Below are 23,140 nucleotides of genomic sequence, written 5' to 3'. Positions count from 1 at the left end.
GGTCAGAAGGAGGTGCCGCCGTCGGTCCAGTTGGTCTGTGCGAAGTCGTCGTCCTCGACGGGGGCGCGGCGCGGCTTGCGGACCGGCGCCGGTTCCGGCCCTGGGGTGACGGCAGAGGGCTCTTCGACGGCCTGGGCCTCGGGGGTGCCGTTCGGCCAGACGCACGGCGAGGTCGCCCCGACGTAGAACTTGCCGAGGTCGTTCGCCTGGACGGACATGTCGAAGGCGTCCGCGTTGTTGCGCACGAAGACGTACTGGTCCTTCGGCCGGGAATCGGTCAGGACCTCGAAATCGTGAGCCGTCCACCACGCGACGAGGGCGTCGAAGTATTCGGCGAATTTCGTCGTGTCGAGACCGGTCACTTCGTAGGTCGCGGAGATCTCGAACCGGCCTTGGGGACCTTGGTCGGTCGGATCGGTGCACTCGGACCGGTTCCGGGTGAACGGTTTCCGCCGCGCGGTGGCGGGCAGCGCCGAGAGCGCGGTCTCGACGTACAGCTCGACCTTGTCCTTCGCCTGTTGTTCGGTGATGGTCGGTTTCATGGCGTCTCCACCTTCCCCGCGATGATCAGGGCGACGTTCCGCAGCGCGGGGTTGTTGTCTTCCCAGTATTGGCTGTGCGCTTCCGAGCTGTACCCGCCCCACCCGTCCTTGCCCGGCGCGGAAGTGAACACCTGCCCGCCGAAGTCCGCGTCGGTCGGATCCTGGCCGAGGATCGGGTCGTATCCGGCGATCTCGATGTTGGCCAGATTGATCATGTCGTGCTCCGCCACCGTCGCGTGCACATGGTCGCCGACCTCGCCCTGATTCACCCCGTCGAGGTGCAGCTCGCTCACGTCGTGCGCGCCGACGCCGGGGCTCGCCACGAAGACGAGTTCGTCCGCGGCGAGACCGCCGTCGCGGGCCGCGTGGCCGACGACCGTGGTCCCGTAACTGTGGCCCAGCACCGTGTTGTGCGACGGCGGTCCTTGGTGTGTCTCCCTGAGCCCGTCCTGGAATCCGGCGAGTGCCGCCTTGCCGCCGTCGGCGTACTTGTCGCTCGCGGCGTCGCGGATCTCGTTCGGCGCGTCGTAGCCGAGCCAGGTGATCACGGCCGTCGAGGGGGAGCCCGCGGTCGTGGCCACGGCCCACATCTTGTCGGAGCGGTTGAGATCGCCGCCGATCTTCGCCAGTTCCGAACCGGTTCCCGGCACGTACGTCGCCACGTTCACCGCGGTGTCGGGATTCCCCGCCGAAACGATCGCCTTCCCGTCGCCGCCGGTGTCCAGTCCCAGCAAGAACGCCCGTGGTTCCGACTGGGCCAGCCGCTGCTGGATGGCTTCCAGACCCCGCAGCCGGGGATCGCCCTGGAGCCGCGCGATTTCACGGGCGAGGACGGCGCGGTTGGCCGCGTCGCGGTCGGTGGCCGGGATGCCGTCGAGATTGCCGACGAGGCCGGGATTTCCTTGCAGCAGAGCGACTTTCGCCGTATCCGACAGGCTGTCCCACCATGCCTTGTTGTTGCCGGGGGAGCCATGCTCCGGCGGGCCGATGATCGACAGGCCGCTTTGCGCGACTCCGGCGTTCGCGGCCTGGGCGAGGGTGCCGGCACCCTGTTCGGTGCTCTCGCCACGAAGGGCCCGTTGCAGGATGGCGGCGAAATCGGCGTCGACATCGGTGGCGCGACAGAGGATCTGCTCGATCCGGTCGGCGAGTTCCGCGATCACGCAAGGATCGGAAGGCCCACCGGAAGAAGCGATTTCCCCACCGGCGCCGATGAGCAGGCCGTTCCGGGAAGCGAGTTCGTCGGTCTCCCGCACGAACGCGACGACCCGGTCCAGCGCGATCTGCACCTCGTGCGCGCCCCGCCGGACCGCGGACGCTTCGGCCACCAGTTGTTCCAATGCAGAGGCCAGCGACTCGCCTCGCGTGGCCGCCGCGGTGGCGGCTTCGCCGTCCCAGCCCGGGATGCGAGCCATGGCCTCGACGTCGTCGTTCGCGGCGATGATCCGGGCGCAGCCCTCGTTGAGCGCGTCGGCGACCCGGCCGATCGCGGCCGGATCCCACCGGCGCACGTCTCCCCAGGTGAGCATCACCCTACGACGCGGGAGACGACCTGGCGGTTCCCCGTCAGCCGTCCTTGAACAGGCCGTCGGCGACGTAGCGCGAGACGGTGGCGAGCCGCCGCCCCTGCAGGCGGAGGGCGTCCAGGGCGAGGTCGTCGGGTTCGGAGGACTTGCGCGAGACGAACGAGCCGCCGTAGGGATTGCCCGATTCGAGCAGCCGCGGATCGGTGTAGCCGAGCGGCAGGACGATGGCGCCCCAGTGATAGAAGATGTTGTTCGTCGCCAGCACCGTCGATTCCAGGCCACCGTGCGCGGTGGACGCGGTGGTGAACGACGTCGCGACCTTGTTGACCAGCTTTCCCTTGGCCCACAGGCCGCCGGTACTGTCCAAATAGGACTTGAGCTGGGCGGCGGGGCCGCCGAACCGGGTCGGGCTCCCGGCCGCGAAACCGTCGGCCCACTCCAGGTCTTCCAGCGTCGCCGTCTCGTGGTGCGGCCCCGCGTCGACCCACGCCTGCCAGCGCGGATTGCTCGCCACCGCACCGGGCGGCGCGGTTTCGGGAACCGTGCGGACGCGGACGTCGGCTTCGGTCTCACGGGCACCGTCGGCCAGCGCCGACGCCAGTTTCGCGGTGTTTCCGGTCGCGCTGTAGTAGACGACGAGGATGCGGGTGCTCACGTCCGCCGACCTTAGGCGAGCGCGAGCACCCGTCTCAGGATCCGGAACTCAGTACTTCTTCCAGGGACTGACGGTGTCGGTCGGCCGGGTCGGGTCGTGGAACCGCGGCTTGTCCAGCTCGTCGCGGCGCAGCGGCACCATGCCGTCCGTGATCGCCTGCATGATCTTGGCGTGCGCGCGGACCCCGGCGCCCGGCCGTTCCGGCTCGACCTCCGACAGGTCCACCGGGTCGCCGAAATGCACCTTGAACCGGGGGCGGCGCATGGGCGCGCTCAGCCCGGACTTGGCGAGCGGCACCAGGTCGGCGGGCCCGTTGACGGTCTCCGTCCCCCAGAAGACGGCTTCGTGCGCGCCCCACTGGCTGATCGGGATCACCGGCACCCCGGCCGCCAGCGCGAGCCGCGCGGCGCCGGTCTTGCCGCGCTCCGGCCACAGGCCGGGATCGTGACTGATCCGGCCCTCGGGGTAGACGATGAGCGGGTCGCGCGTGGTGCGCAGGGCCTCGGCCGCCTCGGCGAACTGGCCGATGGCCGTCGAGGCCTCCTTGCGGTCGACCCGCAGGTGACCGCTGACCCGCAGCGCCGGGCCGATGACAGGTGCGTCGAGGATGCCGCCCGCCAGCATGAACCGCGGGTTGATGCCGATCCGTTTGCAGGCCGCCATCAGCACGAACGCGTCGAACACGCCGATGTGGTTGGCCGTCATGAGCAAGGGTTTCCGGCGCAGTTCCGCGGGCACACCGCCGGTCACGGTGAGTTTGCCGACGAAGTTGACCAGCCCCCGGTCGATGTTCAGCATCGTGCGCCAGATCGCTGGGGCGCGGCGAGCCGAATTCTCATCCTGATGCAGCGCGAACATGGGGCAGAGCATGTCATGAGCCCTCTTTCACCCGGATGGCCGCTCAAGCTGTGACCTGAGACGAATGTTCCGGATGTGCCCCGAGTGGCAGCCGGGACTGGAGGGTCGAGGCGGTTACCGTGGTGGCATGGCTAGCGGGTCGACGACCAGGAAGCGGAGTACGGCGCGAAGCGGCGGCAGCAAGGGGCCGGCGCGAAAGCCGCGTACCCCGGCGAAGCCCAGGTCAACGGCGGCGAGGAAGCCCGCGCCACGGCGTCCGGCGGCCAGGAAGAAGTCTTCCGGCACGTTCGCCAAAGGCGTGCGCGGCACCTGGAACCTGCTCGCGAAGGGACTGGGAACCCTCGCGAGGACGGTCGGCCGCAGCCGTGAACTCGAACCCGAACACCGTCGCGACGGGCTCGCGCTGGGCCTGATCGCGCTGGCGCTGGTGATCGCGTTCGGCGTCTGGTGGCGGGCCGCGGGCCCGATCGGCGGCTGGGTGGAGGTCGGCGCCCGTTCGCTCCTCGGCGCGGGGGCGGTGACGCTGCCACTGGTGCTCACCGTGGTCGCCGTCGCGCTCATGCGCTCGGAACCGGTGCCGGAGGCCCGGCCGCGGATGGTGATCGGCACGCTGCTGGTCGTGCTGTCCGTGCTCGGTCTGCTGCACATCTTCACCGCGCTGCCCGAGAGCAACGACGGCCGGATGTACGCCGGTGGGGTGATCGGCGCGTTCTCCGGCGGCCTGCTGACGATGGGGGTCACCACCTGGGTCGCCGTGCCGCTGCTGGTGCTGGTGCTGCTGTTCGGCACGCTCGTGTTCACCGGGACCCCGGTCCGGGAGATCCCGCACCGCCTGCGCAACTGGGGCCTCGACCCCGAAGAGATCGAAGAGGCCGAAGCCGAGCGCAAGGCCATCCACGACGAACGCGACGCCGTCACCGAAGCCGACCCGAAGTCGGTCCGCCTGCGGAAGCCGTCGCGGCGGCGCCAGGGCGCCGGTGACAACGCGGGCGAACAGCTCGACATCGAAGCCGCGCTGGCCGAACCGCCGACGCCGATGCGCCCGCCGAAACCCGCCCCGCAGAGTTCATCCAAAAACGCCGTCGAAGAGAAGAAGCCGAAGAAGGCCGAGCCGCCGATGGCGGTCACCAGGACCGTCGAGGGCGACTACAAGCTCCCGCCGCCGGACCTGCTGAAGCTCGGCGACGCGCCGAAGTCCCGCAGCAAGGCCAACGACGCCATGATCGAGGCGATCACCGGCGTGCTGGACCAGTTCAACGTCGACGCGCAGGTCACCGGCTTCACGCGGGGCCCGACGGTCACCCGGTACGAGGTCGAACTCGGCCCCGGCGTGAAGGTCGAGAAGATCACCGCGCTGACCAAGAACATCGCCTACGCGGTGGCGACCGACAACGTCCGGCTGCTGGCGCCGATCCCCGGCAAGTCCGCGGTCGGCATCGAGGTGCCGAACTCCGACCGCGAGATGGTGCGCCTCGGCGACGTGCTGCGCGCGCCGTCGACGGTCAAGGACAACCACCCGATGGTCATCGGGCTCGGCAAGGACATCGAGGGCCATTTCGTCACCGCGAACCTGACGAAGATGCCGCACCTCCTGGTGGCGGGATCCACCGGTTCCGGTAAGTCGAGCTTCGTGAACTCGATGCTGGTGTCGCTGCTCGCGCGGGCGACGCCGGACGAGTGCCGGATGATCCTGATCGACCCGAAGATGGTCGAGCTGACCCCGTACGAGGGCATCCCGCACCTGATCACGCCCATCATCACCCAGCCGAAGAAGGCCGCCGCGGCGCTGGCCTGGCTGGTGGAGGAGATGGAGCAGCGGTATCAGGACATGCAGGTCAACAAGGTCCGGCACATCGACGACTACAACAAGAAGGTGCGCTCGGGCGAGATCACCGCGCCGCCCGGCAGCGAGCGCGTCTACGCGCCGTACCCGTACATCATGGCGATCGTCGACGAGCTCGCCGACCTGATGATGACCGCCCCGCGCGACGTCGAGGACGCGATCGTCCGGATCACCCAGAAGGCGCGTGCGGCCGGTATCCACCTGGTCCTGGCGACCCAGCGCCCGTCGGTCGACGTCGTGACCGGCCTGATCAAGACCAACGTGCCTTCGCGGCTGGCGTTCGCGACGTCCTCGCTCACCGACTCGCGAGTCATCCTCGACCAGCCGGGCGCGGAGAAGCTCATCGGTATGGGTGACGCCCTGTACCTGCCGATGGGTGCCGGGAAACCGGTCCGCATCCAGGGCGCCTTCGTCGGCGACGAGGAGATCGCGTCCGTCGTCAACTTCGCGAAGGAGCAGGCGCAGCCGGACTACCAGGACGGTGTCACCGCGGCGAAGGCGGGCGAGAAGAAGGAGATCGACTCCGACATCGGCGACGACCTCGACGTCCTCCTGCAGGCCGCCGAGCTGATCGTCACCTCGCAGTTCGGTTCGACGTCGATGCTGCAGCGGAAGCTGCGCGTCGGGTTCGCCAAGGCCGGGCGCCTGATGGACCTGCTGGAAAGCCGGGGTGTCGTCGGTCCTTCGGAGGGCTCGAAAGCGCGGGACGTGCTGATCAAGCCGGAGGAGCTGGAGTCGGTGCTGTTCATGATCCGCGGTGGCGGGGACGCGAACGGCGGGGACGTCTCCGACGACGACTGAGCCAGACCTGGGGTGCTGTCTTCGGTCCCGTGGCGTGCAATGAAAGGCCCGTTACTTGCAAAATTTGCAAGTAACGGGCCTTTCATTGCACGGGGGAGGGCGACTTGAGGGACCGATGCAACGGACCGGCGGCTCCGCTACGTCCCTAGCCCGTGGACCCCAAGAAGCTGCTCGTCGTGCTCTGCGCCTTGGTCGGCCTCGCGTGCGGGGCAGGCAGCTCCGCCGCGCGCGAACAACCCGCGGCCGTCCAGCCCACGCTGGTCCAGCCCGCGCCGTCGCACCAGCAGCCTCAACCCGCTCCCAAGCCCCAGGAGAAGCCCCAGGGCACCGTGGAGCTGGGGGAAACCGTCGTCCTCAAGGCCGGTGAAACGACAGAAGTCGCGTCGAAGGACGTCAGCATCCGCTTCGCGCGGCTGGTGTCCGATTCCCGCTGCGCCGAGGGCATGGTCTGCGTCTGGGAAGGGGAGGCCGTGGTCGAACTGACCCTCGCCGAACCCGGACGCGGTGAGCGGACGACGGCGGAAGTCGCCTCCACCGCGCGCGGTGGCAGGCAGTCCGTCGAGTTCGCTGCCTGCCGGGTGGACCTGGTCGCCGTGAGCTCGGGGGGCGACCAGGTCACCCTGCGGGTGTCCAAGGCTTAGACCTGGTCTCAAAACTCAAGGGTGTGGCACTGCCTAACCTGCCGGTCCTGGTCGTCGATCGTGGGCAGTGTCAAGAAGTGATCAGCCATCGGTGGGGCCGCCTTCAGAGGCGTTCGATGCGGTCGGCCTGCGGGCCCCGGTCGCTCTGACGCACCGTGTACCGGACCCGGTCACCCTTCTGCAGCGGCTCCGACCCCATGATCACGGACACGTGGGCGAAGAGATCGTCGCCGCCTGCGTCCGGGGTGATGAAGCCGAAGCCGCGGTCGTCGTCGTAGCGCGCGACGACGCCCTCGCCGCCTCGTACGGGCACGTCCCGCGCCGCCGGCCCTGCGGCCGCGGCAGGTGCCGACCGCTGCGGCGCCGTCTGGGGCTCGGTGCCCCGGACCAGGTGCACGTCGCGAGCCTGCGGGCCCTTGTCTCCACTAGTCACCTCGTAGGCGACGCGGTCGCCCTCCGCGAGCCACGTCAGCCCGTCGGCCAGGGCCCGGGCGTGAACGAAGACGTCCCCGGCGCCGGAGTCGGGGTTGATGAAGCCGAAGCCCTTGTCCTCGTCGTACCAGGCCACCGAGCCGTCGGCACCGTCCGCGATACCAGCCGCAGCGGGTGAGCCGGCCCCTTCTCCCAGCGGGATCACGTGCCCGGCCTGCGGGCCGCGCTCGCCTTCGACGATCAGGAAGGCCACCCGCTGCCCCTCGGTGACCACGCCGCCGGTCACGATGGCGGAGCTGTGCACGAAGATGTCGGCGCCGCCGCCGTCCGGCGACGCGAAGCCGTACCCCTTGCCCGGCTCGTACCAGTTGACGGTGCCGAGCAGGCCCACGGCGCCGCCGGTGGCCACATCGGCTGTGACGCGAACGCGCAGCGCCTCGGGCCCGCGGTCGTTCTCGCCGACCTCGAACACGACGGCCTGACCCTCGCGGAGCATTTTCGCGCCGCCGTCCCCGACGATCTCGGAGGCGTGCACGAACACGTCCGGCGAGCCGTCCTCGGGCGCGAGGAAGCCGAAACCCCGTTCGGCGTCGAACCAACGGACGGTTCCTTGCGGCATAAAAGGCTCCAGGTCGAGAGGGCGGGCACTGGCCCCCAGTCTCCCTGACAGACCTCCGGTCCGTCGGGCCGGGCCCACAGGTGGGCGGTGCGGAGCCGGGGGCCGGTGACCGAGGTGTCCCTGTGCCGCCTTTCAGTGATGCGCCGTCAGGAAGCGGTCGATCAGCTCGCTGATCGGTTCGACGTCCTCCTCCAGCGCGAAATGCCCGGTGTCGAAGAAATGAACCTCCGCCGAGGGAACATCTTTCCGGAAGGCTTCGGCTCCCGCCGGGACGAAGAACGGGTCGTTGCGGCCCCACACGGCGAGCACGGGTGGCTGGGCTTCCCGCAGCCACGCCTGGAACTTCGGGTACGCGGGAGGGTTGTTCCGGTAGTCCCAGAACAGGTCGAGCATCGCTTCCGCGCGGCCGGGACGTTCGAGGAAGTACTGGTCCAGCAGGTAGTTCGCGGGATCGATGGTCTCCGGATCGCGGGCGCCGGTGTACTGGTACTCGATCTGCGCCGGTTCGAGGTTCTTCGCGAATTCGCGCTTCGCCTCGGTTTCGTCGGTAAGGGTCGCGAAGTCCGGCATAGCGGGCCCGAGCCCTTCGACGTAGGCGTTCCCGTTCTGCGTGATCAGCGCCGTGACCGCGGACGGCCGTGAGACGGCCAGCCGCAGGCCCGCCGGGGCCCCGAAATCGAAGACGTAGAGCGCGTAGCGGCGCAGCTCCAGCGCGTCGGTGAACTCGCCGAGCACCTCCGCGAGCCGGTCGAAGGTGAACGTGAACCCTTCGGGGGTCACGGTCCGGCCGAAGCCGGGCAGATCCGGCGCGATGAGCCGCCATTTCCCGGAGAGCCGCCGCATCAGCCGGACGAACTGGTGCGACGACGTCGGGAAGCCGTGCAGCAGGAGCAAGACGGGTGCGTCTGGATCGCCCGCCTCGCGGTAGAAGACCTCGACGTCGCCGAGCTGGACCGAACGGTGCCGGATGTTCGCCATGAACACTCCCTAATGGTTGGAACTGTTTTTAACCATTAGTACCTGATATTGTCAAGGCATGCTCGATCTGGACTCGCTTCCCGGTGACGATCTCGCGGTGAACCTCGCCGACACCGTCTTGCTGGCCGCCTCGCCGTCGATCGACCTGCTCGACGACGGCCACGCCCGGTTCTGGTCGGTGCAGGCGCCGCGGCTGCCCGAAGGCGCGCGGCCGCCGTCGGCCGAGCAGACGAGACGGCTGCGGTCGGCGGTGCGTGAGCTGCTGGAAGCGGCCGTGGCCGCGCGGGAGCCCGAGGCGTGGGCGGTCGAGCGGGTCAACGCGGCCGCGGCGGCGGTCCCGGCGAGCCCGCGGCTCACCGCTCGGGGCGCCGAGACGATCTGGCACGGCGAGGACGGTGGCGAGATCGCTCTCGCCGCCGTCGCGGTGGCCGCGATCGACCTCGTGTCGGGGCCGCGCGCCGCTCAGCTGCGGCGATGCGGCGCGCACGACTGCTCGATGCTGTTCGTGGCGGCCAACAGCAGGCGGGTGTGGTGCACGCCGTCGCTGTGCGGCAACCGGGTCCGGGTCGCCCGTCACGCGAAGAAGGGCTGAAAGTCCCCTTCGGCTACAGCTCCAGCAGCATCCGGCTGTTGCCCAAGGTGTTCGGCTTCACGTACGGCAGGTCCAGGAACTCCGCGACACCCGGATCGGCCGAACGCCGCATCTCCTCGTAGACCTCCTGGGTCACCGGGGTGCCGTCGATCTCGACGAATCCGTGGCCCGCGAAGAAACGGGTCTCGAAGGTCAGCACGAACAACCGCTTCAACCCGATCTCGCGGGCGAAGTCGATCAGCTGCCCCACCAGCGCGTGCCCGATGCCGCGACCCCGGGTGGCCTTGTCGACCGCGATGGTGCGCAGCTCGCCGATGTCCTCCCACAGCACGTGGAGGGCACCGCAGCCGAGCACGTCTTCGCCGTCTTCGACCACCCAGAACTCCTGGACGCTCTCGTAGAGGGTGACGAGCTCCTTCTCCAGCAGCACCGTCCCCGCGTCGGAGTCGACCAGCGCCTTGATCTTGCGGACGTCCGCGATCCGCGCCCGGCGGACGTTCGGGCGGCGACCGGGGAGCGGTTCGAGGGGGTCTGACGGCACATCCACCATTAAGCCATCCTCGACGCCATGGCCGGTCGAGGGCTCGCCCGAGCGAGCGATCGCCGACCCCGGGAGCAGGCCAGCTACCCTAAGGCACGTGCCTTCTCCCACCACTGATCCTGTCGCCACCCGCCGCGTGTCCTTGCTGACCCTCGGTTGCGCCCGCAACGAGGTCGATTCCGAGGAACTCGCCGGACGGCTGGCGGCGGGCGGCTGGGAGCTCGCCGCCGAGCCCGAGGACTCCGACGTCGTGGTCGTCAACACCTGCGGCTTCGTCGAGTCCGCCAAGAAGGATTCGGTCGACACCCTGCTCGCCGCGGCCGACACCGGCAAGAAGGTCGTCGCCGTCGGCTGCATGGCCGAGCGCTACGGCAACGAGCTGGCCGAGAACCTGCCCGAGGCCCACGCGGTCCTGGGCTTCGACCACTACGCCGACCTCGCCGACCGTCTCGACGACGTCGTGGCGGGCCGCAAGGTCGAGTCCCACACCCCCTCCGACCGCCGCAAGCTGCTGCCGATCAGCCCGGTCCAGCGCCCGACGGCCGCCGAGACGGTCGAGGTGCCGGGGCACGCGCAGCACGGCTGGGGCCCGCGGGTGCTGCGGACCCGGCTCGACACCTCCCCGGTGGCCGCGCTGAAGATCGCCTCCGGCTGCGACCGCCGCTGCTCGTTCTGCGCGATCCCGTCGTTCCGGGGCTCCTTCGTCTCCCGGCAGCCGGACGAGATCGTCGCCGAGGCCATGTGGCTCGCGGAGAACGGGGTCAAGGAGGTCTTCCTCGTCTCGGAGAACTCCACCTCCTACGGCAAGGACTTCGGCCGTGACGGCGCCCGCGCGCTGGAACTGCTGGTCCCGCGCCTGGCCGCGGTGCCCGGTATCGAGCGCGTCCGCGTCTCCTACCTGCAGCCCGCCGAGACGCGCCCCGGCCTGGTCAAGGCCATCGCGACCACCCCGGGCGTCGCGGACTACTTCGACCTTTCCTTCCAGCACTCCAGCGAGACCGTGCTGCGCCGCATGCGCCGTTTCGGCTCCACGGACTCGTTCCTCGCGTTGTGCGACCAGATCCGCGAGTACTCGCCCAACGCCGGCATCCGCACGAACGTCATCGTCGGGTTCCCCGGCGAGACCGAAGAGGACGTCGCCGAGCTGGAGCGCTTCCTGAACGGCGCGCGGCTCGACGCGGTGGGCGTCTTCGGCTACTCGGACGAAGACGGCACCGAGGCCGAGACCTTCGACGGCAAACTCGACGAGTCCGTGGTGACCGAGCGGGTCGCGCGGATCTCCGCGCTGGTCGAGGAGCTGACCTCGCAGCGGGCCGAGGACCGCATCGGCGACTTCGTCGACGTCCTGATCGAGCAGGCCGAAGACGGCGAAGACCCGATCGGCCGCGCCGCGCACCAGGCCCCCGAGGTCGACGGTGAGTGCGTCCTGATCGAAACGGACGACCTTCCCTCGCTGGCGGTGGGTGACTTCGTGCGCTGTGAGGTCGTCGACTCCGAGGGTGTCGACCTGATCGTGCGGCCCGCGCCGCCCGAGGCCGACCGGTGAATGCCGCCCCGAGCGACGCCGGGGCCGGTGAGGGGACGGGTGGTGAGCATGCCCGGGTACCCGAGGCCACCCCGGTCCCGACGCTGAACCTGGCGAACCTGCTCACGATGTCGCGGCTGGTGCTCGTGCCGCTGTTCGTGATGGCGCTGTTCACCGGCGACGGGACGGACACCTTCTGGCGGGCGATCGCCACCGCGCTGTTCGCCATCGCGTCGTTCACCGACCAGGTCGACGGCTGGGTCGCGCGCAAGTACGGGCTGATCACCGACTTCGGCAAGATCGCCGACCCGATCGCGGACAAGGCGCTGATCGGCGCCGCGCTGGTCGGGCTGAGCGTGCTCGGCGAACTGGGCTGGTGGGTCACCATCGTCATCGCGATCCGCGAGATCGGCGTGACGCTGCTGCGGTTCTGGGTGATCCGGCACGGCGTCATCCCGGCCAGCCGGGGCGGCAAGGCCAAGACGCTCGCGCAGGTCGCGGCCATCACCGCGTACCTGCTGCCCCTGCCGGTGGCCGCCGAGCCGGTGCGATGGGTGCTGATGGGTCTCGCGCTCGTGCTGACCGTCGTGACCGGCCTCGACTACGTCGTGCGCGCGGTGCGGCTGCGCGCCGCCGGACGGCGCGCGGCGGGCGCATGACCGGCACTACGGTTGAGACCTTGATCACTCACCTGATCGAGCGTAAGGAGACGGTGGCGACCGCCGAGTCGCTGACCGCCGGACTGGTGTGCGCGACGCTGACCGAAGTCCCCGGAGCGAGCGCTGTCGTCCGGGGCGGTCTGATCGTCTACGCCACCGACCTCAAGGCTTCGCTGGCCGGAGTCGACGAAGACCTCCTCGCCACCCACGGCGCGGTTCACCCCGAGGTCGCGGCTCAGTTGGCCGCGGGCGCGAGGGACCGCTGCGGCGCCACCTGGGGCCTCGGCCTGACCGGTGTCGCGGGTCCGGCGGGGCAGGACGGCGTCGCGCCCGGCACGGTCCATGTCGGTCTCGCGGGCGTGAGCACGCTCACCGTCCGCACACTGGCCTTGAGCGGCGATCGAGCCTCGGTCAGGGCCGGTGCCGTGAGCGGCGCGTTCGCCCTGCTGGGGGAACATCTCGCATGATCGCCGCGTTCGCCCTTGGCGTATTGCCGTGTCAACACCTGCGCCCGGGGCACCGCTCTGGGTAACGTAGGGGGTAGTCAGTCCTGGAAGGGAGGCGCGTGATGACCGTGCTGTTGCGCGAGGCGATCGGCGACCGGCTCCGACACGCCCGCACGAACCAGCGTCGAACGCTGCGGGACATCTCCCGCGCCGCCAGGGTGAGCCTCGGCTACCTGTCCGAGGTCGAGCGCGGGCAGAAAGAGGCGTCCAGCGAGCTGCTGGCGTCCATTTGCGATGCCCTGGACCTTCCGCTGGGCGAGCTCCTGCACAAGGTCGCGGCGGACGTTTCGGCGATCGACAACGTCGAGGTCGCTCCGGTGGACGAGAAGGTCGAGGCGGGCAAGCGGCGTGCTCCGGAGCGCGAGAGCGCCGAAGCGGGCCTCGAAGGCGGCCGCCTGGTGTCCGAGCTGATCGGCAACGACCTTGCCGACCTGCGGATCTCGCCACCGCCGCGGATGAGCCCGGCCCTGCGGACGACCATTTCCGCACCAAAGATGGTCGCCGCCTAGCAGTCGTGACGTGAGAAGCCCCAGGTATCGCACCTGGGGCTTTTCGCGTTGGCCGACGGTCCCGGTGCTCCGGGGGAGCCGGAAACGGGCCGTTTTCACCCAGGGTCACCACCCGGTGAACCCGAAAGGTCGTGGACATCACAGTCAGGGGTATCCCTGAATTCCGTCGGGGTCGCCTGGAACGCGGGACGCCGACCTGACACGATGGAACTCAACGCCGGGGTCGGGACGTTGCAACATCACAGAGGGGACGCCCCACCTCGAGGTAACAGCCCGTGGGATGCGAGAAGGCAGGCGGAGGAGATGGCCAACCCGTTCGTGAAGTTCTGGAAGTACATGATGGCGGCGTTCTCGTCGAAGATCGACGAGCACGCCGACCCGAAGGTACAGATCCAGCAGGCCATCGAGGAGGCGCAGCGCAATCACCAGGCGCTGACCCAGCAGGCCGCCTCGGTGATCGGTAACCAGCGTCAGCTGGAGATGAAGCTGAACCGCCAGCTCGGCGACGTGGAGAAGCTTCAGGCTTCGACCCGCCAGGCGCTGGTGCTCGCCGACGAGGCGCGCGCCAAGGGCGACGAGCAGAAGGCGACCGAGTTCGAGAACGCGGCGGAAAGCTTCGCCGCGCAGCTCGTCACCGCCGAGCAGAGCATCGAAGACCTGAAGACCCTGCACGACCAGTCGCTTCAGGCTGCGGAGCAGGCGAAGAAGGCCGTCGAGCGCAACGCGACCATGCTGCAGCAGAAGCTGGCCGAGCGCACCAAGCTGCTTTCTCAGCTGGAGCAGGCGAAGATGCAGGAGCAGGTCTCCGCTTCGCTGAACCAGATGAGCCAGCTTGCCGCGCCGGGCAACACCCCGTCCCTGGAAGACGTTCGCGACAAGATCGAGAAGCGCTACACCACCGCGCTCGGCTCGGCCGAACTCGCACAGAACTCCGTACAGGGCCGGATGATGGAGGTCCAGGCCTCCACGACGCAGCTCGCGGGACACTCGCGACTGGAGCAGATCCGCGCGTCCATGAAGGGCGACTCCGTCGCGCAGGTGACCGACGGCAAGACCGCCGCCGCCGCGCCGAAGGCGTCGAGCGGTGCGGACATCCAGCGTGAGATCCAGGCACGGGTTCAGGCCGAACAGGGCAAGAACCCCGCCTGACACACCACCTAGAGCCGGTCCCGCACCCCGCGCGGGTGCGGGACCGGTCTCACCAGACGACAGGGGCGAGGGCAAAATGGGCCAGGGCAGGCGCAAGGACTTCGGGGAGTTCACCGCCAAGCTTGAGAAGCACATCGAGAAGCTGCCCGATTACGCCCAGCGCGCGCAGGAGAAGCTGCAGCGCTACATCCCGCCCTCCGAGCAGGGTTCCCGGCCCTCCTCACCGACGGCGTCGCAGCCACCGCGGCCGTCGAGGCCACGGCCGCAGATGCCGCCGATGCCCGCCATGCCGAAGATCTCGCAGCAGCTGACGTCGATGGCGGCTGGCCAGATCCCGGTCGTGGCCGACGCGAAGGCCAAGTGGGCCCGCTGGAACGAGCCCGCCGCCAAACTGGAGAGACGCAAGCGCCGGACGTCGCGCGCGATGACCTTCTGGATCCTCCTCACCATCCTTTGTGGACTGTTCGCCGTGGTCGCCGCCACCGGTCTGTTGAAGGCGGGCCAGGTCGACGTCCTCCAGGCCATCGCGGCCAGCGCGTTCACCATCGTTTTCGGCACTTTCAGTGTCCGGTCGGGACTGCGGCTGCGCGCGCTCAACCGCACGGTGCTGCCCGCCGCGCCCGCCGCTCCGCCGCCGCTGCCCCCGGCACGGTCCATCGCGCGGGCGCCGATGGAGCGCCTCGTCGAGAGCGAGGCTTCGCTGGCGGAGCTGCTTCGTCAGCTTTCCCAGCCGACGTCCCTCGGCACCATGCCGGTGTCGGAGATCGCCGTGGCGGACGCCCGGACCACCGCGTCGGAGGCCGCGCAGGCCCTTCGCGGGCTGGCCGGCCGGATCCAGGCCATCGAACGCGGACGTGACTCCGCGCCCGAGCGGGAACGAGGCGCCCTCGACGCCGCCATCACGCAGCTGCGAGACCAGCTCGACGACGGTGTCGACGGCTACGGCGGTCTCGTCGCGGCCGCCGGGCACACCGTCGCCGCGAGCTCGGACGGCATGACGTCGTCCAAGGAATCGCTCTCCGACGCGACGGACAAGCTCGCCGGACTGGCCATGGCCCTGCGCGAGCTTTCCTGAGCCCGATCAGGCGGGCACACGCCGGTAGCCTTCCGGCTCATCTTCCTGGACAATCGTCTCATTCGTCGTCGCTAATACTCCATTGCGTAACGACTCGCTCACTGTGCGATACCGAAACGCTCGCGTAACCCGAAACCGCTGGTGACGGCCCCTCGCGATGCCTAACGTTTCTCTCATGCACGCAGTGCTTTTCCCAGCTCGGGCCTGAACCCAGCCCGCGTGAGCGGGCGTCCCAGGGTGGTGGACCGGACACAGTGGATCTCGCGCAGTGGTCTTTCTCGTCCCCGCCGAGGAAAGGACGCCCAGTGACGACGCTCCCCCCGGAACCAGAGCCGATCCCCGCCCCGCCTCCCAGCTCCTACCAACGCGTCATCGCGGCCTACGACCGGATCGCCGAGGTCGACCGGCCCGACGTCTGGATCACCCTCCGTCCCCTCGAAGACGCCCTTGTGGACGCGAAGGCGGTCGACGAACGCTTGCGCGCGGGGACGGACCTCCCGCTCGCCGGAACCCTGGTGGCGGTCTCCGACGTCATCGACGTCGCCGGCCTTCCCACGGCGGGGGAAGAGGTCTGCTGTGCCGACGCCACGTCCGTTTCCCGGCTGACCGCCGCCGGAGCGGTGGTGATCGGCAAGACCAACTGCGACCGGTTCGGCAGCGATCTCGAGCACACGCACAGCCCGTACGGCGCCGTGAGCGCGGCCCTGAACACCGCCCGGGTCTCCGGGAGCGCGAGCAGCGGCGCGGCCGTCGCGGTCGCGCTCGGCCTGGTCGATCTGGCCGTCGGCACGGACACGGCGGGCGCGGGCCGGGTGCCCGCGTCGCTCAACGGGATCGTCGGGATGAAACCGACGCTGGGCCTCGTGCCCAAGACCGGTGCCCTGCCGTGCGGCGGGATCGCCCTGTTCGCGCGCAGTCTCACACTGGGCCAGCGCGCGCTCGGACTGATGACCGGCCCCGACGGGATCGACCCGCTCGCCCGTGACTGGCCCCCGGACGTCCGGCTCTCCGCGGGCGACCGGCCGAGAGTGGCGATCCCGGGCTCCGCAACGCTCACCGGTCTCTCGTTGCAGTCCCGGTCCGCCTTCCTCGGCGCGGTTTCGGCGTTGCGGGCGTCCGGGGCCATCGTGGAGACGGTGGAGGTCACGGCACTGTTGTCGGTGGGCGACCTGATCCACGACGACGGCTTCCTCGCCGACAGGCAGCGCGTCGCCGAGGCCGGGATGCTCGCGCTCCGGATGCTGTCCGAGTACGACGCCCTGGTCCTCCCGACCGTCGCCGACCATCCCGAGCTGTCCGAGGCGCTGTCCGATCCGGACGGTGTCGCGAAACGGCTGGGGCGGTTCACGGCGTTCGTCAACCTGCTCGACCTCGCCGCGGTCACGGTGCCGTCGTCGCCGTCGGATCTCGGGCCGTACGGGGTGTCGGTGGTGGTGCGGCCGTTCGACGACCAGATCGCCATCGACCTCGCCGCCGTGCTCACCGACGAACAGGCCGATTTCCCTTATCCCGCACCGGGCGCGGATCTCGTGGTGTTCGGCGCGCATCTGCGCGGGCAGCCGTTGAACGGGCTTTTGGTGACCGCGGGGGCGCGGTTCACCGGGCCGGTCCAGAGCGCCGAGGGCTACCGGATGGTGCTGCTGCCGACCGAGCCGCCCCAGCCGGGGGTGGTACCGGTGAGCGCCGCGGGTGAGCACACCATGCTGTCGGGTGAACGCTGGCGGCTCTCGCCCGCGGCCCTCGGTGCCTTCGCGGCCACGCTGCCCGCTCCGTTCGTCCTCGGCCGGATCCGGCTGGAGAACGGGCAGACACCGCTGGCTGTCCTTTGTGACCAGGCGGCGGCAGCGACGGCGACGGAGCTGACGCGCTACCAGTGCTGGCGGGCGTACCTGAGGTTCGTCAGTACGGCCGGGCCGCGAGACCTCGGGCGACCCGCTTGACCAGACCGGGACCGTGCAAGGCGAAACCGGTGTAGAGCTGGACGAGACCGGCGCCGGCGTCGAGCATCCGGGCGGCGGCGCCGGCGTCGAAGATCCCGCCGACGCCGATGATCGGCAGCTCGCCGCCGGTTTCGTCATGCACGAACCGCACCACTTCGACCGAGCGCGCGGTGAGCGGGCGGCCGGAAAGCCCGCCCGCCTGCTCGCCGACGGCGGCTTCGGCGGGCGAGATCCCTTCGCGGGACAGCGTCGTGTTGGTCGCGATCAGCCCGGCGACGCCGTGTTCGAGGCAGACCTCCAGCAGTTCCGCGAGGGCCTCGTCGGTGAGGTCGGGGGCGACCTTGACCAGCACCGGCGTCGGCTCGGCGTCACCGGTGAGCTCGGCCGAGGTCTTGCGGAGTTCGGAGAGCAGTTCGGCCAGCGCGGACTTGTCCTGTAGCGCCCTCAGCCCCGGCGTGTTGGGCGAGCTGACGTTGATCGCGAAGTAGTCGGCGTACGGGTACAGCGCCCGCAGCGAGAACCGGTAGTCCTCGACGGCCTCGCCGAGCGGTGTCACCTTCGACTTGCCGATGCTCACGCCGAGCGGGACCGGCGGTTTCCCGCTCGCGGCGAGGCGGGCGGCGAGCGCTTCCGCGCCTTCGTTGTTGAAGCCCATCCGGTTGATCACCGCGTCGGTCCCGGCGAGGGTGAACAACCGCGGCCTGTCGTTGCCCGGCTGCGGATGCCGGGTGACCGTGCCGACCTCGACGAAGCCGAAGCCGAGCGCGGGCCAGGCGTGCAGCGCGCGGCCGTTCTTGTCCATCCCGGCGGCGAGGCCGACCCGGTTCGGGAAGCGGAGACCGAGGAAGGTGACCGGATCGTCCGTCCGGTAGACGCGGCCGAGCGCGCCGAGCGCGGGGGAGACCCGGCTCAGCCCGGCGAGCGTGCCGATGGTGCGTTCGTGCACGGTTTCGGGGTCGCCGCCGGAGACCCGGTACAGCGCGGGGCGGACGATCTTGTCGAAGAACACGCGCCCATCATGCCTGGTGGGCTCTAGCGGCTCGCCTTCCAGTCGCCTTCGAGCATCGCGAAGACGAGTTCGTCACACCACTCGCCCTTGACGATCTCGTTCTCGCGCAGATGAGCCTCTTTGCGCATGCCGAGGCGTTCCATCAGGGTGGCGGAAGCGGTGTTGCGGCCATCGCAGCGGCCGATGATGCGGTGCAGTCCGAGGTCTTCGAAGCCGAGCCGGAGCAGTTCGACGGCCGCCTCCGCGGCGTACCCCTTGCCGTGGTGATCGGGGTGGAACACGAAACCGACCTCGCCCTGACGGTGTTCGCTGCTGAGGTACTCGAGGTTCAGATCGCCGATGAGCTGCCCGGTCTCCGTCAGTTCCACGGCCACCGCCAGGAACTGACCCTCCTGCGAGAGGCTGCTGCTGTGCACCCGTTTGGCGAGCGCGGCGGCGGATTCGGCCCGGCTGCGCGGACCCCAGTAGAGATACCGGGCGACGTCGGCACGGGACTGGAAGGAGTTGAGTTCGTCGAGATCCGCCGGCGTGAAGGCGCGGAGGGTAAGGCGCTGGGTGGTGATCGGGAAGTCGGGCCTCAACATGACGTCAGGCTATCCACTCTGCGGGGCCGCCGGGGCGGAACGGCGACGGACGGTTCTGCGGCGCGGCGGGTGGTCCTTCACTGCTGCGCAAAAGGAGGAACAACCCGGAAATGAGGGTACCCCCGAGGTGGCTCCCGGACGCCGGAATCGGCGGCCGGGCCCGAGCCGGACCGGTGCTCGGGAACCTCGGGGGCCCGGTGACTGCCTGGTATTCGCTATCAGGCACCACGCGAAGCAGAGACGACGAGCCGAAGGTGGCTCCAACTTGCGTTGTATCGCTGCTCAAAAGTCCTACGCGTGCCGTCCGCTAGCGGACAGTCACCTCACGAGTCCTGTTGGAATACAACTTTGGACCACCTCCTCTCTCGTGTACCGCCACGCTATGCGAGGGGTTCGAGGTCCTGCAACAAGATTTCGCCGATCTCTGCCAGCAGGACGGTTTTGGCCGCCGGTGCCAGGAAAGACGCGTTCACGGCGTTCTGCGCGAATCGGGCGATTTCGGCCGCGGTCAGGCCCAGCGTTCGGGCTACCGCCAGGTACTCGCCGTCGAGCGTGGCGCCGAACATCGGCGGGTCGTCGGTGTTGAGCGTGACCGTCACGCCGTGGTCGAGCAGCCGTCGCACGGGATGCGCCCCGATCGACGGGAACTGTCCTGTCCGGACATTCGAGGTCGGGCACACCTCCAGCGGGATTCCTTGCACGGCAAGGTATTCCAGGAGTGCCGGATCGGTGTACGCGCCGACGCCGTGGCCGATCCGCTCGGCGCCGAGATCGTGCACCGCCGACCAGACGGTGGCCGGCCCGGTGGTCTCACCCGCGTGCGGGACGCTGTGCAGCCCCGCCTCCCTGGCCGCGGTGAAGAACGGGGCGAACTGCGCGCGGCCGACGCCGACCTCGGGTCCGCCGAGTCCGAAGGACACCAGGCCCTCGGGGCGTTCGCGGAGCGCGAACACGAGCGTTTCACGCCCGGCGACGACCCCCTTCTCGCCGGGAATGTCGAAGCACCAGGCCAGCTCCACGCCGTGGTCCGCCCGCGCCGCCGCCCGGCCGGTGGCGAGACCGGTGAGGAGATCGTCGCCCGGCATCCCGTCGAGAAGGTGGTTGTACGGCGTCACCGTCACTTCGGCGTAGCGGGCGTTCTGCGCGGCCAGATCGGCCGCCAGCCCGGTGACGAGGGTGTGGACGTCGCGGGCGTCGCGCACCAGCGACGTCACCGCCAGGTAGTTGCGGAGGAAATGCGGGAAATCGCGGAAGGTGAAGAAGTCCGCGAGTGCTCCGGCGTCCGTCGGCACTCCCGCGGTGGGGCGGCGGCGGGCCAGTTCCAGCACCGTGGGCAGGCTCGCCGAACCGACGAGGTGGACGTGGAGTTCGACCTTGGGCAGGGCGTGCACGAACGCGCGCAGCGTCTCACCCGTGAGGAATCCGGACATGACAAAGCTCCCTGGGAAAGAAGTGAAGGGTGACGTGCGAAGGGAGCGGGCGGCTCAGGGAGCGAGGTCGCCGCGTTCGGTGTCGGCCCCGTAGAGCGGGAGCTTGAACAGCGTCACGGGGTCAGCTTAGCCGCCCGGAGCGGGTCCGGTCTGGCATTTCGGGCAGAACCAGGTCGGCCTCGCCTGGTACCCGGCGCCCTGTGGGGCGACCCGGAGCCGTCCGCCGCAGCGGAAACAGCCCTGTTTCGTCCGTTCGTAGGCCCAGTGCTCGCGGCCGCGGCGCAGATCGCCGGTGGTGGTCTGCGAGGTGCGCCAGGCGTTGGCCTTCAACAGTTTGCGGCCGAGCGCGACGGCCTTCGCCGGGTCGACCGCGGACACCGGCGTCCACGGCGTGACACCGAGCAGGAAGCACATCTCGACCTTGTACATGTTCCCGATCCCGGCCATGATCCGCTGATCCAGCAGGGCGTCGCCCAGTTCGCGATCCGGGTTCGCGGCCAGTGCGGTCGCCGCCCGTTCCGCGAGCTCGTCCGTCCATTGTGGATCGAGCAGATCCGGGCCGAGATGCCCGACCAGGCGGTGTTCTTCGTCGGTGGGCACGAGTTCGAGGTCGTGGACCCGGAAACCGACCGCCTGCACGCCTTCGGCCGCCAGGACGACGCGCGCGTGATGAGCCGGATGGCGCCAGCGCGCGCCCGCCGGATAGACCGCCCACTTGCCGTCCATCCGGAGGTGGCTGTGCAGGGTGAGGTCGCCGGAGAAGCGCGTCAGCAGATGCTTGCCGACCGTGCCGACGCCGAGCACGTCGCGGCCGGCGAGATCCGTCGTGGCCAGCTGGGGGACCCTGAACTCGCCTCGTACGAGGGTCTTCCCGGCCAGCGCCTTGTCGAGGACCTTGCCTGCGAGGAAGACGGTGTCGCCTTCGGGCATCGGCGCTAACCCGTGCCGGTGTCGCTCAGCTTGGCGGGCGCTTCGGTGGTCTCGGGCTCCGGAGGGTCCTCGTCGCCGCGGACGCGATGCCGTCCCGCCCGGCTCGAGCGGAGGACCTTCGCCAGCACCATGTTGAAGGTGAGCGCGATCTCCTGGGCGCCGGGGGAGTGCCACTCGTGGATCGGGCTGCACGCGCCCTGCGCCTGCTGCACGGCGAGCCGGTCCGGGATGGCCGTCGGCATCACCAGCGGGCCGAAGTTCTCCCGCAGCTCGGCCACGCGGAACTGGTGCTCGTAGGAGCGCACGCGGAGCTTGTTGACCACGACACCGATCGGCCGGAGGCCCGGGTTCTGCTCCTCGCGGATCTTCTCGATCGCTTCGAGCGCGCGGCGGGCGCCGGAGACGGCGTACATCGTCGGCTCGGTGACGATCAGGGCGCTGTCCGCGGCCACCAGCGCCGAACGGGTCAGCCTGCCCAGTGACGGCGGGCAGTCGAGGATCACCAGTTCGTAGGGCTCCTCGCGCAGCGGGTTCGTGTGCAGTTCGTCGAGCGCGCGGGACAGATTCTCCAGACGGCGGATGTCGGCGTCGGGCTCGTTGAGCATCTCGAGCTCTTCGGCGCCGACGAGGACGTCGATCTGGTCGCTCCACACGCTGGGCGCGATCGCGCGTTCGAGCACCGAGCGCACCGGCGTCTCCAGGACGTCCGCCAGCGTGCGATCGGTGAGGGGCGGGTCCAGCGAGGTGGTGGCGTTGCCTTGCGGGTCGAGGTCGGCCACGAGGGTCCTGGCGCCCCTGCGCAGGGCGGCGGACGCGACACCGAGGGCGACCGTCGTTTTACCGACGCCACCCTTCAGGCTGAGAACAGCGACCGTGTGCACTCGACACAGCCTACGGGCAGTCGGCGGGGTGGCTCCTTGGCAAGGTGTCGAACACCGCATCGGACTACACCCGCAGGTCGCTCGAGGGCGGGCATTACGCTGTGCGTTTATGAAGACGGACACCGTGGCCACGCGGGGATCGGGGGCGGTTCGCCGGGTTCTCGAAGCAGAACTCCGGGCCGCACGCGCGCGAGGCGCACAACAGCCGCACGTCGTCGACGTCGGAGGCGGCAGCGGCGGCTGGGCGGTGCCGCTCGCCTCGGCGGGCTGCCTGGTGACCGTGGTCGAGCCGAACCCCAACGCGCTGGCGACCCTGCGGCGCCGCGCCGAGGAGGAAGGCGTCTCCGGCAGCATCACCGTGATCGCCGACGACTCCGACGCCCTCGGCGCCCACGTCACGGCCGGATCGGCCGACCTCGTGCTCGCGCACGGCCTGCTGGAAGTCGTCGACGATCCGGCGGCGGTGCTCGCGGCGCTGGCCACCGCGGTCAAGCCCGGCGGCGCGGTCTCGGTGCTGGTGGCGAACCGCCACGCCGCGATCCTGCAGCGCGCGCTGGCCGGACGGCTCGGCGAGGCGCGGGAACTGCTCGCGGCCGAGAGCGGCGTCCTGGGCGGCGGCCGGGAGACCGTGCTGCGGCGCTTCGACGCCGAGGCCCTCAGCGCGCAGCTGGTCGCGGTGGGGCTCGAGGTGACCTCCCTGCAGGGCGACGGCGTCGTGGCGGACTTCGTGCCCGGCGGGGTGCGGGAAGAGGACCTGGCGGAATTCGAGCTGGCGGCGGCGTCCGTTTCGCCACTGCGGGACATCTCCAGCCGGCTGCACGTCCTGGCCCGCCGTCCCGCCTGAGCGCTGCTATGAAAGGCCCGTTACTTGCAAATTTTGCAAGTAACGGGCCTTTCATGTCACACGGCGGCGGG

Annotated in this window: 24 protein-coding genes and 1 pseudogene; 11 read left to right on the top strand and 14 right to left on the bottom strand. The window is 69.9% G+C overall.

Annotation, left to right across the window (positions count from 1 at the left end):
* Window positions 1–2: 2 nt before the first annotated feature.
* The 5 genes from ACLJPX_RS25735 to ACLJPX_RS25715 form a co-directional block, all read right to left on the bottom strand.
* The gene (locus tag ACLJPX_RS25735; RefSeq protein ID WP_410602374.1) at window positions 3–542 is read right to left on the bottom strand and encodes a hypothetical protein; all 540 of its coding nucleotides are present in this window, start codon (window positions 540–542) and stop codon (window positions 3–5) included.
* Complete coding sequence (locus ACLJPX_RS25730) at window positions 539–2,071, bottom strand: alpha/beta hydrolase (protein ID WP_410602372.1); 1,533 nt, start codon at window positions 2,069–2,071, stop codon at window positions 539–541. Before ACLJPX_RS25730 ends, ACLJPX_RS25735 begins: the two co-directional genes overlap by 4 nt.
* A gap of 37 nt (window positions 2,072–2,108) precedes the next feature.
* A complete protein-coding gene (gene wrbA / locus ACLJPX_RS25725) occupies window positions 2,109–2,723 on the bottom strand; it encodes an NAD(P)H:quinone oxidoreductase (protein WP_410602370.1) in 615 nt (204 codons plus the stop codon).
* Window positions 2,724–2,771: 48 nt separating this feature from the next.
* A complete protein-coding gene (locus ACLJPX_RS25720; RefSeq protein ID WP_174720390.1) occupies window positions 2,772–3,581 on the bottom strand; it encodes a lysophospholipid acyltransferase family protein in 810 nt (269 codons plus the stop codon).
* Between the two features lie 114 nt (window positions 3,582–3,695).
* Entirely contained in the window at window positions 3,696–3,890 is a 195-nt protein-coding gene (locus ACLJPX_RS25715) for a hypothetical protein (protein ID WP_168214255.1), read from the bottom strand.
* On the opposite strand from ACLJPX_RS25715, the gene ACLJPX_RS25710 reads away from it, so the two are divergent.
* Both ACLJPX_RS25710 and ACLJPX_RS25705 read left to right on the top strand, forming a co-directional pair.
* The gene (locus tag ACLJPX_RS25710; protein ID WP_168214256.1) at window positions 3,880–6,225 is read left to right on the top strand and encodes a DNA translocase FtsK; all 2,346 of its coding nucleotides are present in this window, start codon (window positions 3,880–3,882) and stop codon (window positions 6,223–6,225) included. The two genes, ACLJPX_RS25715 and ACLJPX_RS25710, sit on opposite strands and share 11 nt — an antisense overlap.
* Before the next feature lie 152 nt (window positions 6,226–6,377).
* Window positions 6,378–6,866, top strand: a complete 489-nt coding sequence (locus tag ACLJPX_RS25705) for a hypothetical protein (RefSeq protein WP_410602367.1) — start codon at window positions 6,378–6,380, stop codon at window positions 6,864–6,866.
* A 103-nt stretch (window positions 6,867–6,969) separates the two neighbouring features.
* Here the strand turns inward: ACLJPX_RS25705 and ACLJPX_RS25700 are convergent, their stop codons facing one another.
* The 3 genes and pseudogenes from ACLJPX_RS25700 to ACLJPX_RS25690 all read right to left on the bottom strand — a co-directional run bounded on the left by ACLJPX_RS25700 (window position 6,970) and on the right by ACLJPX_RS25690 (window position 8,895).
* Window positions 6,970–7,689, bottom strand: a complete 720-nt coding sequence (locus ACLJPX_RS25700; protein ID WP_410602594.1) for a cold-shock protein — start codon at window positions 7,687–7,689, stop codon at window positions 6,970–6,972.
* 30 nt (window positions 7,690–7,719) lie between these two features.
* Window positions 7,720–7,917 (bottom strand): annotated as a pseudogene (locus ACLJPX_RS25695) (cold-shock protein); the annotation flags it as partial.
* Window positions 7,918–8,049: 132 nt separating this feature from the next.
* Window positions 8,050–8,895, bottom strand: a complete 846-nt coding sequence (locus ACLJPX_RS25690; protein WP_410602365.1) for an alpha/beta fold hydrolase — start codon at window positions 8,893–8,895, stop codon at window positions 8,050–8,052.
* Window positions 8,896–8,953: 58 nt separating this feature from the next.
* Here ACLJPX_RS25690 and ACLJPX_RS25685 point away from each other — a divergent pair, with 58 nt between their 5' ends.
* Window positions 8,954–9,487, top strand: coding sequence for an ABATE domain-containing protein (locus tag ACLJPX_RS25685; RefSeq protein WP_410602363.1), 534 nt, complete (start codon window positions 8,954–8,956; stop codon window positions 9,485–9,487).
* A gap of 13 nt (window positions 9,488–9,500) precedes the next feature.
* Here the strand turns inward: ACLJPX_RS25685 and ACLJPX_RS25680 are convergent, their stop codons facing one another.
* Complete coding sequence (locus ACLJPX_RS25680; protein WP_410602361.1) at window positions 9,501–10,037, bottom strand: amino-acid N-acetyltransferase; 537 nt, start codon at window positions 10,035–10,037, stop codon at window positions 9,501–9,503.
* Window positions 10,038–10,125: 88 nt separating this feature from the next.
* Here ACLJPX_RS25680 and rimO point away from each other — a divergent pair, with 88 nt between their 5' ends.
* The 7 genes from rimO to ACLJPX_RS25645 all read left to right on the top strand — a co-directional run bounded on the left by rimO (window position 10,126) and on the right by ACLJPX_RS25645 (window position 17,391).
* Window positions 10,126–11,574, top strand: coding sequence for a 30S ribosomal protein S12 methylthiotransferase RimO (gene rimO, locus ACLJPX_RS25675; protein WP_101606321.1), 1,449 nt, complete (start codon window positions 10,126–10,128; stop codon window positions 11,572–11,574).
* Window positions 11,571–12,212, top strand: a complete 642-nt coding sequence (pgsA, locus tag ACLJPX_RS25670) for a CDP-diacylglycerol--glycerol-3-phosphate 3-phosphatidyltransferase (RefSeq protein ID WP_410602359.1) — start codon at window positions 11,571–11,573, stop codon at window positions 12,210–12,212. Before rimO ends, pgsA begins: the two co-directional genes overlap by 4 nt.
* Window positions 12,209–12,679 carry a CinA family protein gene (locus ACLJPX_RS25665; RefSeq protein ID WP_410602357.1) on the top strand — a complete coding sequence of 157 codons (471 nt, stop codon included), beginning with the start codon at window positions 12,209–12,211 and terminating at the stop codon, window positions 12,677–12,679. The genes pgsA and ACLJPX_RS25665 overlap by 4 nt, the downstream gene beginning before the upstream one ends.
* Window positions 12,680–12,780: 101 nt before the next feature.
* A complete protein-coding gene (locus ACLJPX_RS25660; protein ID WP_168214257.1) occupies window positions 12,781–13,227 on the top strand; it encodes a helix-turn-helix domain-containing protein in 447 nt (148 codons plus the stop codon).
* A gap of 303 nt (window positions 13,228–13,530) precedes the next feature.
* A complete protein-coding gene (locus ACLJPX_RS25655; protein WP_044854161.1) occupies window positions 13,531–14,376 on the top strand; it encodes a PspA/IM30 family protein in 846 nt (281 codons plus the stop codon).
* Between the two features lie 76 nt (window positions 14,377–14,452).
* A complete protein-coding gene (gene pspM, locus ACLJPX_RS25650) occupies window positions 14,453–15,451 on the top strand; it encodes a phage shock envelope stress response protein PspM (protein WP_410602354.1) in 999 nt (332 codons plus the stop codon).
* 305 nt (window positions 15,452–15,756) lie between these two features.
* Complete coding sequence (locus ACLJPX_RS25645; protein WP_410602352.1) at window positions 15,757–17,391, top strand: amidase family protein; 1,635 nt, start codon at window positions 15,757–15,759, stop codon at window positions 17,389–17,391.
* Here the strand turns inward: ACLJPX_RS25645 and ACLJPX_RS25640 are convergent.
* From ACLJPX_RS25640 to ACLJPX_RS25620, 5 genes are all read right to left on the bottom strand, one after another.
* Window positions 17,351–18,400, bottom strand: coding sequence for a quinone-dependent dihydroorotate dehydrogenase (locus ACLJPX_RS25640; protein WP_410602350.1), 1,050 nt, complete (start codon window positions 18,398–18,400; stop codon window positions 17,351–17,353). The genes ACLJPX_RS25645 and ACLJPX_RS25640 overlap by 41 nt on opposite strands.
* 23 nt (window positions 18,401–18,423) lie before the next feature.
* Window positions 18,424–18,984 carry a GNAT family N-acetyltransferase gene (locus tag ACLJPX_RS25635; RefSeq protein WP_410602348.1) on the bottom strand — a complete coding sequence of 187 codons (561 nt, stop codon included), beginning with the start codon at window positions 18,982–18,984 and terminating at the stop codon, window positions 18,424–18,426.
* 380 nt (window positions 18,985–19,364) lie between these two features.
* A complete protein-coding gene (gene add / locus ACLJPX_RS25630; RefSeq protein WP_410602346.1) occupies window positions 19,365–20,414 on the bottom strand; it encodes an adenosine deaminase in 1,050 nt (349 codons plus the stop codon).
* Between the two features lie 126 nt (window positions 20,415–20,540).
* The gene (locus tag ACLJPX_RS25625; protein ID WP_410602344.1) at window positions 20,541–21,344 is read right to left on the bottom strand and encodes a DNA-formamidopyrimidine glycosylase family protein; all 804 of its coding nucleotides are present in this window, start codon (window positions 21,342–21,344) and stop codon (window positions 20,541–20,543) included.
* Between the two features lie 5 nt (window positions 21,345–21,349).
* A complete protein-coding gene (locus ACLJPX_RS25620) occupies window positions 21,350–22,225 on the bottom strand; it encodes a ParA family protein (protein ID WP_410602342.1) in 876 nt (291 codons plus the stop codon).
* Window positions 22,226–22,334: 109 nt separating this feature from the next.
* Here ACLJPX_RS25620 and ACLJPX_RS25615 point away from each other — a divergent pair, with 109 nt between their 5' ends.
* The gene (locus tag ACLJPX_RS25615) at window positions 22,335–23,069 is read left to right on the top strand and encodes a methyltransferase domain-containing protein (RefSeq protein WP_101606334.1); all 735 of its coding nucleotides are present in this window, start codon (window positions 22,335–22,337) and stop codon (window positions 23,067–23,069) included.
* The last annotated feature ends 71 nt before the right edge of the window (window positions 23,070–23,140 follow it).

The organism is Amycolatopsis sp. lyj-90, from assembly GCF_046549035.1.
Lineage (GTDB): Bacteria > Actinomycetota > Actinomycetes > Mycobacteriales > Pseudonocardiaceae > Amycolatopsis.
Note: the sequence above shows the minus strand (reverse complement) of the source record. Positions and strands in the feature narration are given on the sequence as shown.